Annotated in this window: 21 protein-coding genes; 17 read left to right on the plus strand and 4 right to left on the minus strand. The window is 45.5% G+C overall.

What is annotated here, in order from left to right; all coding sequences use genetic code 11:
* Position 1: 1 nt before the first annotated feature.
* On the plus strand, positions 2–844 hold the full coding sequence (locus Q3W56_RS04135) for a YitT family protein (RefSeq protein WP_302894603.1): 843 nt from the start codon (positions 2–4) through the stop codon (positions 842–844).
* 18 nt (positions 845–862) lie between these two features.
* Positions 863–1,318 carry a BsuPI-related putative proteinase inhibitor gene (locus Q3W56_RS04140; RefSeq protein WP_368045747.1) on the plus strand — a complete coding sequence of 152 codons (456 nt, stop codon included), beginning with the start codon at positions 863–865 and terminating at the stop codon, positions 1,316–1,318.
* Between the two features lie 29 nt (positions 1,319–1,347).
* Here Q3W56_RS04140 and Q3W56_RS04145 read toward each other — a convergent pair whose 3' ends face one another.
* The 3 genes from Q3W56_RS04145 to yitU form a co-directional block, all read right to left on the minus strand.
* Entirely contained in the window at positions 1,348–1,545 is a 198-nt protein-coding gene (locus Q3W56_RS04145; RefSeq protein WP_003224518.1) for a DUF3813 domain-containing protein, read from the minus strand.
* Positions 1,545–1,697 (minus strand): hypothetical protein, encoded by a 153-nt coding sequence (locus tag Q3W56_RS04150; RefSeq protein WP_010329347.1) that lies wholly within the window; start codon positions 1,695–1,697, stop codon positions 1,545–1,547. The genes Q3W56_RS04145 and Q3W56_RS04150 overlap by 1 nt, the downstream gene beginning before the upstream one ends.
* 103 nt (positions 1,698–1,800) lie before the next feature.
* Positions 1,801–2,613 carry a 5-amino-6-(5-phospho-D-ribitylamino)uracil phosphatase YitU gene (gene yitU / locus Q3W56_RS04155; protein WP_302894604.1) on the minus strand — a complete coding sequence of 271 codons (813 nt, stop codon included), beginning with the start codon at positions 2,611–2,613 and terminating at the stop codon, positions 1,801–1,803.
* A gap of 120 nt (positions 2,614–2,733) precedes the next feature.
* Here yitU and Q3W56_RS04160 point away from each other — a divergent pair, with 120 nt between their 5' ends.
* The 13 genes from Q3W56_RS04160 to Q3W56_RS04220 all read left to right on the plus strand — a co-directional run bounded on the left by Q3W56_RS04160 (position 2,734) and on the right by Q3W56_RS04220 (position 15,995).
* Positions 2,734–3,501 (plus strand): prolyl oligopeptidase family serine peptidase, encoded by a 768-nt coding sequence (locus Q3W56_RS04160; RefSeq protein ID WP_268398622.1) that lies wholly within the window; start codon positions 2,734–2,736, stop codon positions 3,499–3,501.
* A 63-nt stretch (positions 3,502–3,564) separates the two neighbouring features.
* Positions 3,565–3,873 carry a metal-sulfur cluster assembly factor gene (locus Q3W56_RS04165; RefSeq protein WP_003224525.1) on the plus strand — a complete coding sequence of 103 codons (309 nt, stop codon included), beginning with the start codon at positions 3,565–3,567 and terminating at the stop codon, positions 3,871–3,873.
* 67 nt (positions 3,874–3,940) lie between these two features.
* A complete protein-coding gene (locus Q3W56_RS04170) occupies positions 3,941–4,108 on the plus strand; it encodes a YqaE/Pmp3 family membrane protein (protein ID WP_268398624.1) in 168 nt (55 codons plus the stop codon).
* Between the two features lie 61 nt (positions 4,109–4,169).
* On the plus strand, positions 4,170–5,600 hold the full coding sequence (locus tag Q3W56_RS04175; RefSeq protein ID WP_302894605.1) for an FAD-binding oxidoreductase: 1,431 nt from the start codon (positions 4,170–4,172) through the stop codon (positions 5,598–5,600).
* Positions 5,600–6,139, plus strand: a complete 540-nt coding sequence (locus tag Q3W56_RS04180; RefSeq protein WP_019713942.1) for an MFS transporter — start codon at positions 5,600–5,602, stop codon at positions 6,137–6,139. The genes Q3W56_RS04175 and Q3W56_RS04180 overlap by 1 nt, the downstream gene beginning before the upstream one ends.
* Before the next feature lie 204 nt (positions 6,140–6,343).
* Entirely contained in the window at positions 6,344–7,381 is a 1,038-nt protein-coding gene (argC, locus tag Q3W56_RS04185; protein WP_302894606.1) for an N-acetyl-gamma-glutamyl-phosphate reductase, read from the plus strand.
* 19 nt (positions 7,382–7,400) lie between these two features.
* A complete protein-coding gene (gene argJ, locus Q3W56_RS04190) occupies positions 7,401–8,621 on the plus strand; it encodes a bifunctional ornithine acetyltransferase/N-acetylglutamate synthase (RefSeq protein ID WP_302894607.1) in 1,221 nt (406 codons plus the stop codon).
* Between the two features lie 14 nt (positions 8,622–8,635).
* Positions 8,636–9,412, plus strand: a complete 777-nt coding sequence (argB, locus tag Q3W56_RS04195; protein WP_302894608.1) for an acetylglutamate kinase — start codon at positions 8,636–8,638, stop codon at positions 9,410–9,412.
* Positions 9,409–10,566 (plus strand): acetylornithine transaminase, encoded by a 1,158-nt coding sequence (locus Q3W56_RS04200; RefSeq protein WP_019713946.1) that lies wholly within the window; start codon positions 9,409–9,411, stop codon positions 10,564–10,566. Before argB ends, Q3W56_RS04200 begins: the two co-directional genes overlap by 4 nt.
* Positions 10,567–10,636: 70 nt before the next feature.
* Positions 10,637–11,698, plus strand: a complete 1,062-nt coding sequence (locus Q3W56_RS04205) for a carbamoyl phosphate synthase small subunit (protein ID WP_302894609.1) — start codon at positions 10,637–10,639, stop codon at positions 11,696–11,698.
* Positions 11,691–14,783 carry a carbamoyl-phosphate synthase (glutamine-hydrolyzing) large subunit gene (locus tag Q3W56_RS04210; protein ID WP_302894610.1) on the plus strand — a complete coding sequence of 1,031 codons (3,093 nt, stop codon included), beginning with the start codon at positions 11,691–11,693 and terminating at the stop codon, positions 14,781–14,783. Before Q3W56_RS04205 ends, Q3W56_RS04210 begins: the two co-directional genes overlap by 8 nt.
* Positions 14,771–15,715, plus strand: a complete 945-nt coding sequence (gene argF, locus Q3W56_RS04215; RefSeq protein WP_268398636.1) for an ornithine carbamoyltransferase — start codon at positions 14,771–14,773, stop codon at positions 15,713–15,715. Before Q3W56_RS04210 ends, argF begins: the two co-directional genes overlap by 13 nt.
* A 100-nt stretch (positions 15,716–15,815) precedes the next feature.
* Positions 15,816–15,995: a YjzC family protein gene (locus tag Q3W56_RS04220; protein ID WP_003224549.1), complete on the plus strand. Its 180-nt coding sequence runs from the start codon at positions 15,816–15,818 to the stop codon at positions 15,993–15,995.
* Between the two features lie 45 nt (positions 15,996–16,040).
* On the opposite strand, the gene Q3W56_RS04225 is transcribed toward Q3W56_RS04220, so the two are convergent.
* Entirely contained in the window at positions 16,041–16,226 is a 186-nt protein-coding gene (locus Q3W56_RS04225; protein ID WP_302894611.1) for a YjzD family protein, read from the minus strand.
* Positions 16,227–16,475: 249 nt separating this feature from the next.
* Here Q3W56_RS04225 and Q3W56_RS04230 point away from each other — a divergent pair, with 249 nt between their 5' ends.
* Both Q3W56_RS04230 and Q3W56_RS04235 read left to right on the plus strand, forming a co-directional pair.
* Positions 16,476–17,210 (plus strand): hypothetical protein, encoded by a 735-nt coding sequence (locus Q3W56_RS04230; RefSeq protein WP_019713950.1) that lies wholly within the window; start codon positions 16,476–16,478, stop codon positions 17,208–17,210.
* Positions 17,211–17,293: 83 nt separating this feature from the next.
* A complete protein-coding gene (locus tag Q3W56_RS04235; protein WP_302894612.1) occupies positions 17,294–17,851 on the plus strand; it encodes a hypothetical protein in 558 nt (185 codons plus the stop codon).
* The last annotated feature ends 64 nt before the right edge of the window (positions 17,852–17,915 follow it).

Raw genomic sequence — 17,915 nt, forward strand, 5'->3', positions numbered from 1 at the left:
CATGGTACTAGATCAAACAAAAAAATTACTCATCGTCATCATCGGCGCTTTACTCAATGCGGCCGGGCTGAACTTATTTTTGATTCCGGCAGATGTATATGCCAGCGGATTTACAGGTGTGGCCCAGCTTTTATCAAGCGTCATTGTTCAATATGCCCCCTTTTACATATCGACGGGAACGCTCTTGTTCCTCTTAAACATTCCGGTCGGTATTTTAGGGTGGCTGAAGGTCGGCAAATCGTTTACGGTGTACAGTATCTTAAGTGTCGCACTCACCACTGTGTTTATGGGAATTCTGCCGGAAACAAGCCTGTCACATGACATTTTGCTGAACGCAGTGTTCGGCGGCGTCATTTCCGCAGTCGGTATCGGCCTAACATTAAAATACGGCGCTTCAACAGGCGGGCTCGATATCGTCGCCATGGTGCTAGCTAAGTGGAAGGATAAACCCGTCGGCACATATTTCTTTATTCTCAACGGGATTATCATCTTGACGGCAGGATTATTGCAGGGTTGGGAGAAAGCATTATATACCCTGGTAACACTGTATGTGACAACGAGGGTGATCGACGCCATTCATACCCGCCACATGAAGCTCACGGCAATGATCGTGACGAAAAAAGCGGACGAAATCAAAGAAGCCATTTACGGAAGAATAGTGCGCGGCATCACAACTGTTCCGGCCAAAGGAGCCTTTACGAACGAACAGAAAGAAATGATGATTATCGTCATCACAAGGTATGAATTGTACGATTTAGAGAAAATTGTTAAAGAAGTTGATCCGAAAGCTTTTACGAACATTGTTCAAACAACAGGGATTTTTGGTTTCTTTAGAAAAGACTGACGAAAGCAGGTGGAAGTCGTGAAACGGCTGCTTGTGATGCTCCTTCCTGTGCTGCTTTTGATAGGCTGCGGGAAAGATGAGCAGACAGAACCCGATAAGGAGGTATCAGGCGGAATGGAGAATCAAAGGGTTGTTTTATCTGTTGACGCAATTCAGGAGCCTGAACAAATCAAATTTAACATGTCGCTGAAGAACCAAAGCGAACGTGCTGTCGAGTTTCAATTCAGCACAGGACAAAAATTTGAACTTGTCGTGTATGATTCTGACAACAAAGAAAGATACCGTTATTCGAAAGACAAAATGTTTACGCAGGCTTTTCAAAACCTGACATTGGAACCTGGAGAAACATATGATTTCTCTGATGTGTGGAAGGAAGTCCCTGAGCCCGGAACTTACGAGGTAAAGGTAACATTTAAGGGGAGAGCGGAAAATCTCAAGCAGGTTCAGGCCGTTCAGCAATTTGAAGTCAAATAGAGGCTATGGCGAATCGCCATAGCCTTTTTTTATTGCAGTTTGTCTAGCTGATCCTGAAATTGGTGAAGCTGTTGACGTTCCGCATCTGTCGAATTGGCATACGCAGAAGACACAGCATTTTTGGCTCTCAGAATGGCTTGCTCCTGATCGCCTTCCTCAAAGCCGTTTGTCACCATGACAGCCTGTTGAACAAATGATTTTGCCTGCTGAAACAGTTCATTTCTCATTAATATTCATACTGCCTTTCAGCCGAGTCTCGTGCCGCGGCATGCTGGTGAGCTTCTTCTAAAGTAGACCGATATGGAAATCTTGCGGCGTGTTGCCCGATGGAGTCTTTACCCTGGTGAATAAACCTTCTGGATTTGCTTCGTTTACCCATTGTGAGACTGCCCCCTTCCATACTTTGACGAGATGAGTCGTCTTCAATAGTATGGTGGGGCGAAGTAACGTTTATGAGTGGGAAAAATTATTATGGACGGTCTTTAAAGTGAGAAATATTCTTTTAAAAATTTTGCCACGCCGTCCTCTTCATTTGTAGTCGTTGTCCGGTTGGCAATTTGCTTGACCTCGTCAATTCCATTTCCCATCGCAACGCTGCAGCCGGCGAATTCAAGCATTTCCAAATCGTTATCCTCATCCCCGAAAGCAATGATCCGCTCCCTCGGCACGTTGTAATAATCGCTTATTTTCTGAAGGCCGACCGCTTTATTCATGCCGCTTTTAATAATTTCTATCACATGCCACGGCGCGGCCCATCTTCTGTGATCGATCACCTCGGCGTGCACATCCGATAAATAGGAGCGTATGGCCGGCACATCTTCTTCTTTTGCGTGGATGAGTACGGATGTAACATCCTCACTGAGATTTTTCCGCAAGTCTCCGATCGTCACATTTGTTGTATTCATATTAAAGGCATCAATCAAGTGCTCATCATGGTAATGAAAGTACACGTCATCAATGACTTCGGCAAGCACATTATGTACGTTGTACCTCTCACTGATCTCGACTAGTTGTTTGACAACATCAAGCGGCAGCGAGGTATGATATCGTCCCCAGCTGTCGTCCTGCGGGTGATGGACAAACGCTCCGTTAAAATTGACAATCGGCGTTGTCAGCTCCATCTGCTGATAGTACATGGAACTTGAACGGTATGGACGGCCCGTTGAGATGCAGACATAATGCCCGTCATCTTTTAGGCGCTGTATCGTCCGAAGGGTGTATTCTGATATGGTTTTGTCATCCTTTAATAACGTTCCATCTAAATCTAATGCGATTAAATAGGGTTTTGTCTCCATGAAAAGCTCCTTTAACCTTAGAATTTGCTTGTTTTGCCTTACTTACAGTGTAGCTTTTTACCATCTTTATTGTCTACATGTTACACTTATGATTATGGTTATCCTAAGGAGGGGCACATTGTGATTCAAATTGAAAATCAAACTGTTTCCGGTATTCCGTTTTTACATATTGTAAAGGAAGAGAACAGGCGCCGCGCTGTTCCTCTCGTCATCTTTATACATGGTTTTACGAGCGCGAAGGAACACAACCTTCATATTGCTTACCTGCTTGCGGAGAAGGGCTTCAGGGCCGTTCTGCCGGAGGCTCTGCACCATGGTGAACGGGGAGAAGAAATGGCTGTTGAAGAGCTGGCCGGCCATTTTTGGGATATCGTCCTCAATGAGATTGAAGAGATCGGCGTACTCAAAACGCATTTTGAAAAAGAGGGCCTGATAGACAGCGGTCGTATCGGCCTCGCAGGCACCTCAATGGGAGGTATCACAACGCTTGGCGCGTTAACTGCTTATGATTGGATAAAAGCCAGCGTAAGCCTGATGGGAAGCCCGAATTACGTAGAACTGTTTCAGCAGCAAATTGACCATATTCAATCTCAGGGTATTGATATCGATGTGCCGGAAGAAAAGGTAGAGGAGCTGATGAAGCGTCTCGAATTGCGGGATCTTAGCCTTCAGCCGGAAAAACTGCGACAGCGCCCGCTATTATTTTGGCACGGCGCAAAAGATAAAGTCGTGCCTTACGCGCCGACCCGGACATTTTATGACAAGGTCAAATCTCATTACAGCGAGCAGCCGGAACGCCTCCAATTTATCGGAGATGAACATGCTGACCATAAAGTCCCGCGGACAGCAGTGTTAAAAACGATTGAATGGTTTGATACGTACTTATAAAGCACAATGGTGTGAAGAAGGGCTTGATTTACGTTATACTGTAGAAAAAAGGAGTGAGGGAACGTGGAAGAAGCATTAAAAGAGAACATCATGGGCGCTCTGGAACAGGTTGTTGATCCTGAGCTTGGTGTTGATATCGTGAATCTTGGTTTGGTATATGATGTTGATATGGATGAAGATGGCTTAACGCACGTTACGATGACACTGACATCAATGGGCTGCCCGTTAGCGCCGATTATCGTTGATGAAGTGAAAAAAGCATTAGCGGACATTCCGGAAGTGAAAGAGACGGAGGTTCACATTGTATGGAATCCGCCTTGGACAAGAGACAAAATGTCCAGATACGCGAAAATCGCGCTTGGCATTCAATAAAACAAAACAAAAAAGGACAGCCTTACTGTGAGGCTGTCCTTTTTACAACTGAAAGGAGTGAGGGAAAATGATGTACCTGCTTGCTGTCCTATGCCCGCCGCTTGCTGTTTTGTTTTCGGGAAAACCGTTTCAGGCATTGCTGAATCTTATATTGACCTGTATCTTTTGGCTGCCGGGCGCGATTCACGCCTGCTTTATCGTGGCTGACCGCCGTGCCGAAAAACGGGCAAGATAATCTGGAAATATGAGGGCGCAGACCTGGTATAATGGTATAAAAAAACAGCAGGGAGAGCGCCATGAAAAAGAAAATGCTTGCATTCGCGCTTTGTATAGGCGCGTATGCGGCCCTGTTTGCATACTCTGTGCATTCAGATCAAAAAACAGACACAAGCGAAATGACGTATGTCAGCCGCCTAATGCCTGTGAAAATTAAGCAGACAGTGAAAGGGCAGGAAGAGGAAACGCTCATTGACACGATCAAAGAGGCAAATCGAAAAAACATAAAGATCTCAATCGCCGGGGCCCAGCATTCCATGGGCGGCCATACATATTATGAGGACGGGATCGTTCTCGACATGACAGGCTACAATAAAATTCTGTCGCTTGATCAAGAGAAGAAAACCATCAGAGTGCAAAGCGGCGCGACATGGAATGACATCCAGAATGACGTGAATCCATACGGACTCGCGGTAAAAGTCATGCAGTCACAAAACATTTTTACAATTGGAGGATCTCTCAGCGCCAATGCCCACGGACGTGATATCCGCTATGGCTCGCTGATTGATACAGTCAAATCATTTCGGCTTTTAAAAGCGGACGGATCAATTGTCACCGTCACTCCAAAAGATGATTTGTTTACGGCAGTCATCGGAGGGTACGGTCTTTTTGGCGTGATTCTTGATGTAACGCTTCAGCTGACGGATGATGAGCTGTATGTCATGCAGACTGAAACAATGAATTACAGTGCATACGCGGACTATTTTACAAAGCACGTAAAAGGAAATCCGGATGTCCGAATGCATCTGGCGCGAATTTCAACAGCGAAAAAAGGATTTCTGAAAGACATGTATGTTACAAATTATGAATTGGCTGATCATCAGGATCAGCTGCCATCATACAGCGATCTCAAAGCAGAAGAGTATACGGGGATCACAAAGTTTGCACTCGGCTTGTCAAGAAGATATGAATGGGGAAGGAATTGGCTTTGGAACACGCAGCAGTCCTATTTTCTGAGTCAAAACGGCACAAAGATCACACGTAATAATGTTATGCGGTCCGAATCAAAATTTCTCGAATATGAAAACAATGACAACACAGATGTTCTGCAAGAATACTTTGTGCCGGTGAAGGAGTATTCGTCCTATATTGACGACCTGAGACAAACTCTGTCGGACGAGGATTTAAACATGTTGAACATTACGATTCGTTATGTGCAGAAAAATGAAAAAGCCGATCTTTCCTATGCGAAGGATGATATGTTTTCGCTTGTGCTTTTAATAAATGAGGGCTTTTCAAAAGAAGGCCAGGCAGATACTGCCCGGATCATCAGGCGCATGACAGACGTTGCCATCAAGCACGGCGGGAGCTATTACTTGCCGTATATGACTTACCAGACAAAAGCGCAAATGAGACAGGCATACCCGAAAAGCGAAGCGTTTTTTCAGAAAAAACGAACGTATGACCCGGATGAGCGCTTTATGAATTACTTTTATCAGAGGTATAAATAATGGGGAAAAACAAATTAAAATGGCTGACACTATCACAAAGCAGCGTGTTTTTTGCAAGCAGCTTAATCTTTCCGTTTTATATTCTGTTTGTGAAAAATATTGGCTCCAGCTACACGCAGTTCGGTTTTTCCTACGGATTGTTCGGGCTAAGCGGAGCGCTCATTTATCCGTTGCTCGGACGGCTGTCTGAAAGGTTCGACAGCCGTTATTTTCTGCTTGCAAACTCTTGGGGCATGGCTGTTCTGCTTTTATATGTCCCGCATATTGGAAACGTCGTTCAAGTGTATATCGTTCAAGTTCTTTTAGGGCTCTTTGGTGCGTTGCAAAAGCACGGAGAAAAAGTGCTGATCGCCGATTTTACAGACAGCGGAGAGCGCGGAAAGAAGATTGGGAATTACCATTTTTGGACAGCTGTTTTTTCAGCGGCAGCCATTATGCTCGGCGGCTTTCTCGCTGACTTTTTTACAGTAGAAATGATTTTTTATGCAAGCTCTATTCTATATTTTTTGAGTGGATTGATGATGATGAAAACAGGCTGATGCGATCAGTCTGTTTTTTTATGCGGCTGAAATAAGGCGCCAGATCAACGTTTTCTGGTGAATCACTGCCATTTTTTTCGAACAGATTTTTTATTGAACAGAAAATTTATAAATGAATAAAAATATTAAATATACGATTGAATTTATTTTTATTCATGTTATAATGTTAAATAATTTCACAAAGACCAAGAAGGTGAACTTGATTTGAAAATAGGAATTGTAGGCGCTACAGGATATGGAGGCACCGAACTTGTCAGGATTCTCTCACATCACCCTCATGCAGAGGAATGTATACTCTATTCATCCAGCGGAGAAGGGAATGTCTACAGCGAGGTTTATCCTCATCTTGCTGGCTTAGCGAATCAAAAGCTGAAGCCGATTGATATGAATACGATCAAACACGAAATAGATATCATGTTTCTTGCTGCGCCGCCCGGGGTATCAAGTGAATTGACTCCCCAGCTGGCAGATGCAGGGATTCCGGTTATTGATCTGTCAGGTGATCTGAGGATACAAGAGCCGGCTGAATATGAAAAATGGTATAAACGGACAGCTGCACCGAAGGAAGTGATTCATGAGGCGGTATACGGTCTGGCAGAACTCAATCAAAAGCAAATTCAACAGGCGAAACTCATTGCCAATCCTGGTTGTTTTCCAACTGCTGTTTTACTTGGCCTCGCGCCATTGGCTCAAAAGAAACTGCTCAATGAATCTTTCGTTATCGTTGATGCAAAGACCGGTGTTTCCGGAGCGGGAAGAAAAGCATCCATGGGAACTCATTTTTCTGAGCTGAACGACAATTTTAAAATTTATAAAGTCAATGAACATCAGCATACGCCGGAAATTGAACAGGCGCTGCAAGAATGGCAGCCGGGGCTCGGGCCTATTACATTTTCGTCTCATTTGGTGCCGATGACAAGAGGGATCATGGCAACGATGTACACACAATTAACCACTGAACTATCGGCAGATGACCTTCATCATTTATATTCGGAATTTTACCAAAATTCATATTTTGTGAGAGTAAGGCCAAAAGGGCAGTATCCGCAAACGAAGGAAGTGTACGGCAGCAATTTCTGTGATATCGCTGTTACCTTCGACGAGAGAACGAACAGAGTCACAATCGTTTCGGTAATCGATAATTTAATGAAGGGTGCCGCCGGTCAGGCTGTGCAAAACTTTAATTTGATGAATGGCTGGAATGAAGAGACTGGACTCACCATGACGCCAATATATCCATAGAACGGGAGAGAATCGAATCATGATTCAGTTAAGTGAAGATCAAATTGTAAAAGTAACAGGGGATGTATCCTCGCCAAAAGGGTTTCAGGCAAAGGGCGTGCATTGCGGGCTGCGCTACTCGAAAAAAGATCTCGGCGTCATTATCAGCGAGACACCGGCCGTAAGTGCAGCCGTTTATACCCAGAGCCACTTTCAGGCCGCCCCGATCAAAGTCACACAAGACAGCTTAAAGCAGGGGGCAGCGTTGAAAGCCGTTATCGTCAACAGCGCGATTGCCAATGCCTGCACGGGAGAACAGGGCATAAAGGACGCATACACAATGCGGGAGAGTCTTGCTTCACAGCTTGGCATTGAGCCGGAGCTTGTCGCCGTTTCATCTACAGGCGTCATTGGCGAACATTTAGACATGGAAAAAATTCAGGCAGGCATCGAGCTGCTGAAACAAACACCTGCGGGTTCAGGAGATTTTGAGGAAGCGATATTAACAACCGATACAGTGATCAAGCAGACGTGCTATGAGCTGACAATCGGCGGCAAAACAGTCACGATCGGCGGAGCGGCTAAAGGCTCGGGAATGATTCATCCGAACATGGCCACGATGCTGGGGTTTGTCACAACAGATGCAGCAATCGAAGAAAAAGCGCTGCAAAAGGCGCTGCGTGACATCACTGACGTTTCATTTAACCAAATCACAGTTGACGGTGAAACATCCACGAACGATATGGTTTTGGTCATGGCAAACGGCTGCGCGGAAAACGAGTGCCTGACGGAAGATCATCCAGAATGGCCGGTCTTTAAAAAAGCGCTCTTGCTTACTTGCGAGGATTTGGCTAAAGAGATTGCCAGAGACGGAGAAGGCGCGACAAAACTAATTGAAGCCCAAGTGCAGGGTGCGAAAAACAATCTTGATGCAAACGTGATTGCCAAAAAAATTGTCGGGTCGAATCTCGTAAAAACGGCAGTCTACGGAACAGATGCCAACTGGGGACGCATCATCGGAGCCATCGGGCACAGCGCAGCTCAGGTGACGGCAGAAGAAGTTGAGGTATATCTTGGGGGCCAATGCCTGTTCAAACATAACGAACCTCAGCCATTCTCTGAATCTCTTGCCAAGGAATATCTTAAAGGAGATGAAATCACCATTGTCATCAAGATGGATGAAGGTGAGGGGAACGGAAGAGCGTGGGGCTGCGACCTGACCTATGACTATATCAAAATTAACGCGAGCTATCGCACGTAATAAAGGGGAGCACAATGAAGAAAACAATCGTTTTTAAATGCGGGGGAAGTGTCATTCATGAGCTGTCTGAGGAATTTTTTGATAATCTGAAAGATTTAATGGCGTCGGGATGGAAACTGGCAATCGTTCACGGCGGCGGCCCGGAAATCACAAATATGCTGAAACGGTTAAATATCAAAACAGAGTTTTCGGGAGGACAGCGGAAAACAACGAAGCCAGTGTTAGAAGTGGCGGAGATGGTTTTATCGGGTTCTGTGAATAAATTTTTCGTTGCTGAGCTTGCCAAACACGGACTGTGTGCTGCTGGCATCTCTGGTAAGGATGGCGGTCTTTTGGAGGCAGATTATCTCGATTCGGAAACATACGGGGAAGTCGGAGAAATCAAAAAGGTTGATGCATCCATGGTAAACGCGTTGATGGAAAAGGGCATCATTCCTGTTATCGCGCCGCTGTCTATGACGAGAGACTGCAAGACGCTGAATGTGAATGCTGATCTGGCTGCTTCCGCAGTCGCCGGAGCGCTTGAAGCTGATAAGCTGATGTTTGTCACTGATGTCGATGGGATCATGTTAGAAAAGCAGCGTCTTGACGTCCTGACCCCTGAGGAGGTTCAAATGCTGATCAAGCAGGAAGTGATCACAGGGGGGATGATTCCGAAGGTCAATTCAGCCTTGTCAGCTTTATCGGATCAGGTGTCTGAAGTCATGATCGTAAACGGTAAAGGATCATTCTTCACAGAACAAACCTTTCAAGGAACAAAAATTGTTAAAGCAAAGGAGGCTGTTTCATGAGCAGCTTGTTTCAAACCTACGGCCGCTGGGATATTGACATCAAAAAAGCAAAGGGAACGTACGTTGAGGATCAAAACGGCAAAACCTACCTGGACTTTATTCAGGGGATTGCGGTATCTAACCTAGGCCACTGCCATGAAACGGTTACAGAAGCAATCAAAAAACAGCTCGACAGCGTATGGCACGTATCCAACTTGTTTCAAAACAGTCTCCAGGAGCAAGCGGCACAAAAACTGGCGGCGCACAGTGCGGGGGATCTTGTCTTTTTCTGCAACAGCGGTGCGGAAGCAAATGAAGGCGCGATAAAGCTCGCCCGAAAAGCAACTGGGAAAACGAAAATCATCACTTTCCTACAGTCATTCCATGGCCGCACGTATGCAGGGATGGCTGCGACCGGACAGGAAAAAATCAAAACAGGCTTTGGCCCGATGCTGGAAGGTTTTCACTACCTGCCATACAACGAACCTTCCGCTTTTGAGGCTCTTGGGGAGGAAGACGGCATTGCCGCGGTGATGCTTGAGACAGTGCAGGGAGAAGGCGGAGTCAATCCGGCAAGCGCTGAATTTTTAACAGCTGTACAGTCGTTTTGTAAGGAAAAGCAAGCTCTTCTGATCGTTGATGAAATCCAGACCGGCATCGGACGGACGGGAAAGGGCTTCGCATACGAGCATTTCGGACTTTCACCGGATATTATCACAGTCGCAAAAGGATTGGGAAATGGTTTTCCAGTTGGCGCTGTCATCGGAAAGAAACAGCTCGGAGAAGCGTTTACCCCTGGTTCTCACGGAACGACTTTCGGAGGAAATATGCTGGCGATGGCTGCTGTAAATGCCACATTACAAATTGTATTCGAGCCTGACTTTTTGCAAGAGGCTGCTGGCAAAGGGGCGTTTTTAAAGGGACAGCTCGAGGCTGAGCTAAAGAGCCCGTTTATCAAACAAATCCGCGGTCAAGGATTAATGCTTGGAATTGAGTGTGATGGGCCTGTTGCTGACATCATTACTGAATTGCAGACATTAGGCTTGCTTGTGTTGCCGGCCGGCCCGAACGTCATTCGGCTGCTGCCGCCGCTCACCGTAACAAAGGATGAAATAGCAGAAGCTGTCAGCAAGCTGAAACAGGCAATCACTCATCATTCTGCTGTAAACCAGTAATTTTTTTTCGGTTTAAAAGTATAAAAATTCATTTTTATAATTAATTATTCATCAAGAGGTGGGCTGTGAGATGGAAGGTTATTTAGTGTTAGAAGATGGAACAGTGTTCAGCGGCGAGCTGGACAGTCATGAAAACTGCAGGGGAGAAGCTGTTTTTTTTACAGGAATGACAGGCTACCAGGAAGTGCTGACAGATCCATCATATAAAGGGCAGATTATCGTATTTACCTATCCGCTGATTGGCAACTACGGCATTAATGAAAAGGATTTTGAAAGCAAGAAACCGCAAGTAAAAGCCGCGGTTGTCTACGAGGCGTGTGATCATTTTTCTCATCATGAAGCGGTATACAGCCTCAAGGAGTATTTACAGAAATGGAATATTCCATTGTTGACCCATGTTGATACGAGGGCAGTCGTGAAAAAAATCCGTGCAAACGGAACGATGGGTGCGACTGTCACAGCCTCTAAAGAAGCAGCTGAAATCTCCCTTCAGCCAGAGAACGTGGCAGAACTGGCTTCCGCACAGGAAATCAGCACATTCGGCGCCGGAAATAAACATATCGCACTCATCGATTTCGGCTATAAAAAATCCATCGCGTCATCACTTGTCAAACGAGGATGCAAGGTCACCGTGGTGCCGTATCAGCAAATGGAAGCTGTCTACGATATAAAGCCGGACGGCATTGTGTTATCGAACGGACCTGGAGACCCAAAAGCCATTAAGCCGTATTTAGGGAAGATCAAAAGCATTGTCAGCCGTTATCCGACTCTCGGCATCTGTCTTGGCCATCAGCTGATCGCGCTCGCGTTTGGAGGGAATACATTCAAGCTGCCATTCGGACACAGGGGTGCAAATCATCCGGTCATCGACCGTGAAACAAAACGCGTCTTCATGACAAGCCAAAATCACAGCTATGTGGTTGATGAACAGTCCATTAATAAAGAAGAGCTCACTATCAGGTTTCATCATGTCAATGATACGTCAGTTGAAGGGCTTTCCCATAAAAAACTGCCTGTCATGAGTGTTCAATTCCATCCGGAAGCCCATCCCGGACCGGCGGAAAGCGAATGGATTTTTGATGATTATGTAAAGAATGTGATACAAGCAAGGAGAGAAATCGCACATGCCTAAAGACACCAGTATTTCAAGCATATTAGTAATCGGCTCAGGCCCGATCATCATCGGGCAGGCGGCAGAATTTGATTATTCAGGCACTCAAGGGTGCATCGCACTGAAGGAGGAGGGCTATCGGGTGATCCTCGTCAACAACAATCCGGCGACAATTATGACCGATGAAGCCTTCGCTGATGAAATTTATTTTGAGCCGCTGACAGCAGAAAGCCTGACAGCCATCATTAAGAAAGAACAGCCGGATGGCCTTCTTGCCAATTTAGGCGGGCAGACCGCGTTAAATTTAGCGGTGGAGCTTGAAGAAACGGGTGTTTTAAAAGAGCACGGCGTCAAATTGCTCGGCACATCCGTCGAAACGATACAAAAAGGTGAAGACCGGGAAAGATTCCGTTCGTTAATGAACGAATTGAATCAGCCCGTGCCGGAGAGTGAAATTGTTGATAACGAGACCGACGCCCTCCGTTTTGCGGAATCCATCGGTTTTCCTGTTATTATCAGACCTGCTTACACATTAGGCGGAAAGGGTGGAGGAATCGCTCCTAATAAAGAAGCCTTTACCGCCATGATCAAGCAGGCGCTATTAGCAAGCCCGATCAATCAATGCCTTGTAGAAAAAAGCATTGCCGGCTTTAAAGAAATTGAATACGAAGTCATGCGTGACAGCAATAACACATGCATCACCGTATGTAACATGGAAAATATCGATCCGGTCGGTGTGCATACAGGGGACTCTATCGTTGTGGCGCCGTCACAAACATTGACAGATGAAGACTATCAAATGCTGCGGACGGCTAGTCTGACGATCATCTCAGCACTTGATGTTGTAGGCGGCTGCAACATTCAATTCGCGCTTGATCCATTCAGCAAACAATATTATGTCATTGAAGTCAATCCGCGCGTAAGCCGGTCATCGGCTCTCGCGTCTAAAGCAACAGGCTACCCGATTGCGAAGATGGCTGCAAAACTGGCAGTCGGATATACCCTTGATGAACTGAAAAATCCGCTCACAGGCTCGACTTACGCAAGCTTTGAACCTGCACTGGACTATGTCATCGTCAAATTTCCGCGCTGGCCGTTTGATAAATTTAAAAACGCAGACCGCAAGCTCGGCACAAAAATGAAAGCCACCGGTGAAGTAATGGCGATTGAACGGAATTTAGAAGCGGCGATACAAAAGGCCGCCGCGTCCCTCGAACTGAAAAATATCGGTACGCACCTTCCAGAGCTCAGCGGGTTGTCGATTGAAGCGCTATGGGAGTTGGCGGTCACTCCGGACGACCGCAGATTTTTCGTTGTCATGGAGCTATTAAGCCGCAGCGTGCGGATTGATGACATTCATGAAAAAACAAAAATTGATCCGTTTTTCCTGCACACCTTTGACAACATCATCAAACTGGAAAACCGCATGATGGAAGCGGGAAGCGATCTCTCTTTTGAATTATTGATAAAAGCCAAGGAAAAGGGATTATCAGACGCAACGATTGCCTCACTGATCGGCAAAACAGAAGAAGAGGTGCGTACGCTTCGCAAGGAGATGGGCATTACGCCTTCTTTCAAAATTGTAGATACGTGCGCGGCTGAGTTTGATGCGAAAACAAACTACTTTTACTCCACATATTTTGGAGAGACCGATGGGGACATCAGCCGTAAAGAGAAAAAACGAGCGCTGATTATCGGGTCAGGCCCGATTCGGATCGGCCAAGGCGTTGAATTTGATTACAGTGCTGTTCACGGCGTGCTGACACTGCAAGAGCTTGGATTCGAAACCATCATGATCAACAATAACCCGGAAACGGTCAGCACCGATTATGAAATTGCGGACCGCCTATATTTTGAACCGATGACAACGGAGCACATTTTAAACGTGGCGGAGCAGGAAGATATTGATTTTGCAATCGTGCAATTTGGCGGCCAAACCGCGATCAATGCTGCAAAAATGCTTGAAAAAGCCGGCATTACCCTTCTCGGCACCTCATTTGAAACGCTCGACGTGTTAGAGGATCGGGATCAATTCTATCAGCTTCTAGATGAGCTTGAATTGAGCCACGCAAAAGGAGAAATCGCATATACAAAAGAAGAGGCTGTTGAAAAGGCAGATGAGATCGGCTATCCGGTGCTCATCCGTCCATCTTACGTCATCGGCGGAATGGGCATGATCATTGTTGACTCGCAAGCCCAGCTTTCTCAGCTGCTGAACGGTGAGGACAGCATGCCGTACCCGATTTTAATTGATCAGTATGTGTTGGGAAAGGAAGTCGAAATTGATTTGATTTCCGATGGTAAGGATGTCTTTATCCCAACATATACCGAGCATATTGAACGGGCAGGTGTCCACTCGGGAGACAGCTTTGCCATCCTTCCCGGACCGTCCATCACAAGCGAGCTGCAGCAGGGCATAAAAGATGCCGCGAAAAAAATTGCCCGAAAGCTTTCATTTAAAGGCATCATGAACATCCAATTTGTGATCGACAATGGAAACATTCTTGTTCTTGAAGTGAACCCGAGAGCGAGCCGCACGGTTCCTGTTGTCAGCAAAGTAATGGGCGTTCCGATGATCCCGCTCGCCACACGTCTGCTGGCAGGTGCGTCATTAAAAGATCTAAAACCGGCAGTTCAGAATCATCATGGGGTTGCCGTGAAGTTCCCTGTTTTTTCTTCTCATGCGATTCAGGATGTGGATGTCAAGCTTGGACCGGAAATGAAATCAACGGGAGAAGGCATGTGTGTTGCATATGATGCCGACAGCGCCTTGAAAAAAATCTATACACGTGTGTGGAATCAAAAAGGAAGCATTTATTTGCAAAACGGGCCGGACGATGTGAAGGAGTTAGCAGAAAACGCCGGTTTTACGGTTCATGAAGGGACATTTGCCTCATGGATGGAACAGGAAGGAAAAGCGCTCCACGTCAATTTAAGCGGCTCTGAAGAAGCGCGTAAAGAACGTTTGGAAGCTATGACGCATGGCATCAACGTCTTTACTGAAGAAGAAACCGTGCGGGCGTTTTTACAAAGCGGTTCAGGCCATCCGCAGCCTGTATCTCTCAAAGATCTCTATAAAAAGGAAGTGGCATCATGCACACAGTGACGCAAACCAGTTTATACGGAAAAGACTTATTAACGTTAAAGGATCTTAGTGAACAGGATATAAACGCCCTGCTTACAGAAGCCGGTGAGCTGAAACAAAACAAAATCCAGCCTATTTTCCAAGGCAAAACCTTGGCGATGATCTTTGAAAAATCATCCACGCGGACCCGTGTTTCATTTGAAGCCGGCATGGCGCAGCTGGGCGGGAGCGCCCTCTTCTTAAGCCAAAAAGATCTGCAACTGGGGCGCGGTGAGACTGTCGCTGATACGGCAAAAGTGCTGTCTGGCTATGTGGACGCCATCATGATTCGGACCTTTGAGCATGAAAAGGTCGAGGAACTTGCCAAAGAAGCTGACATTCCGGTCATCAACGGACTAACTGATAAATACCATCCATGCCAGGCGCTGGCGGATCTTTTGACGATTAAGGAAGTGAAAGGGAAGCTTAAAGGCGTGAAAGTCGCGTATATCGGTGACGGTAATAACGTGGCGCACTCATTAATGATCGGATGCGCAAAAATGGGCTGTGATATCTCGATCGCTTCTCCAAAGGGATACGAAGTGTTAGACGAAGCAGTTGAAGCGGCAAAAACATTTGCACTTCAATCGGGCGCTTCTATCACGCTTACAGCTGACCCGGTTGAAGCTGTAAAAGAGGCGGACGTGATTTATTCTGATGTATTTACAAGCATGGGACAGGAAGCGGAAGAGCAAGAGCGTCTCGCTGTCTTCGCACCTTATCAGGTGAATGCGGCGCTTGTCAGCCATGCCAAGCCTGACTATACATTTTTACATTGCCTCCCTGCGCACCGTGAGGAAGAAGTGACTGCGGAGATTATTGACGGGCCAAATTCTGCAGTATTCCAGCAGGCGGAAAACCGTCTCCATGTGCAAAAAGCATTGCTGAAGGCCATTTTATACAAAGGGGAATAATCAAAAAACTGCTGAGCCTGACTCAGCAGTTTTTTTGATGGCAACATATTCACAGCTGCTTAGGCGCATACTAAAGCAAAAAGGATAAGGAGGAAAAATAGTGGGACAGCAGCATCAATTCCGGCCCGGGCAGAAAGCGCCTAATAACGGTGTCTATGTAGAAATCGGCGAGACGGGAAGCATGGTTAAAAATCCTCAAAAGATCCATCTGTCAGCAGGAGAAATGTTCCCCGAAACATCAAATCACAATCGGCTGTGGACATATAAAAGAAAGCCGTGATCAAGAAAAAACCCAAAACATTTATAGTTTTGGGTTTTTGGCTATTTAATGCTGGCTTGCTTTTTTGTTCATAGGCATGATTTCGGCTAAAACCATGATTAAGACATACAGCACAACAGCAATGACAGATGATGTTGTGAAGTTATACGCAGCACTGTTCATGCTGGCAATCAAGTAGCATGCCATATGTGATAAAAGGAACGTCCAAATAAAGGCAATAATATATCGCACGTTTCCACCTCGTCCTTCTCATTCTATTCTAAAAGTTATCATACCATACAAAAAGCGAAGGGGGAATCAAATTTTAGCAGAAAGTGAGGTGACAAAAAAGTCTAATTCGTCACACTTTAATGGTAAAATATAAAAACATCAATCAGTATATTAGCCAAAACTGTAAAAGGCTAGGACTTTACCTTATTCGTTTCTTTTCTTTTTACATAAGATAGCGTGAGATGAAGTGTGAAAGGAGGCGGGCAAGCGATGGGAATAACGGAAAGGTACTTTCAATTGGGAACGGAGCATAATGTCATTCATCTGCCCTATCGCCCGAACGGCTTCGGCATCTTTATCTTGGGAGACAGAACCCACTTTGTCGGGAATCATTCAAGCTTTTGGCTTCAACATTACGGCAGAAATCAGCTTCTAAACATGCTGAGGAATGAAGGATATACTCTTTTTAACAGCAATCTGTTCGGAAGGCATTGGGGTGCGGAAAAAGCGGTCGCCTATGCCAAACAGCTGATACATTCCGTGCTGAAGCAGGAAATTCTCAATCCGAAGATTCATATTTTAGCAGAAGGCATGGGTGCTCTCGTGGCCGATGAACTGCTTCGTTTTTCCCCGGATCATATCCGCTCAGCCGCCATGTTGAATCCTTGTCTCGATCTTCAGGCACATTATGAATCAGAGAAAGAAAATAAATTTTTCTATAAGCAATTTTTAAAAGAAGTATCAGAAAGCTACGGAATTTCTGAAAAAGAAGCGGAAGTGCTTCGTTACAAAACCATTGAAAGCTATCCGAGCGGCGTGCCGGTTCATATATGGCAGCGAATGACCGGAGCTCCCTATCCATACAGCGTACATGCCGAAGTATTCAAGGGAAAACAGCAAAAGCAAGGGTCACCGGTTGACATAACATTTCACTTATTTGAGCATCCAAGCAGAATTTATGCATCAATTTGCAAATTCTTTCACAGTCATGAAAAAGAGTTATAAAGAATACAATAACAACAGCCTTCCCTTTTGTGGAGGCTGTTTTTTGCTTTGGGTAAAGAAAAACCGGAAGGGATGCAGATGCAATGGAGTCAACGCTGATTGTAGGTGCGGACGAATTTTTCGGCCTTTCATTATGCGAGCGAATGATCAATGAAGGCATACATGTTGACGTCGTTCTGGCGGAAACAAAAGATGAAATGAGACAAATGTACTTAGAAGAAAGACTCATGTGGCTTGGGAGAAATGGACTCTTTCGCCAGCTTGAACACATTGGAGAGCGAAAATATGATACAATTTGTATCCAGTTCGGCGGCTTTTTGCCTTTAGACCAATTTGATTCCCCTTATATATTAATATATGAACAAGACCGAAAAAAATGGGAGAAGTGTGAAAAGAAGGGTTCAGAAAAAACGGTGATTCTGCCGAAAATGTATGGGCCCTGGAAAGAAGAAATTGAGGTAGACGGCTATTACACAGACGATGTGGCTGACGAGCTGCTGAGATTTCTGCTTAAATCAAGCCGCGACAGCAAAGATCAGTTTTTTGATTTGCAAGTCACAGAAAAAACCTCAAAAGAAGCAGCAAAAGCAAAAATTTCCGAGTGGAAAAGACAATTTCCATCAATTTTCGACAAATATTAAGAAACACCTTCCATGTTTTGAGTTTTCTAGATACAATAAACGTATAAAATTGATACATGTTATA

Origin of the sequence: Bacillus sp. C28GYM-DRY-1, assembly GCF_030519405.1 — a bacterium.
Classification (GTDB): Bacteria; Bacillota; Bacilli; order Bacillales; family Bacillaceae; genus Bacillus; species Bacillus spizizenii_A.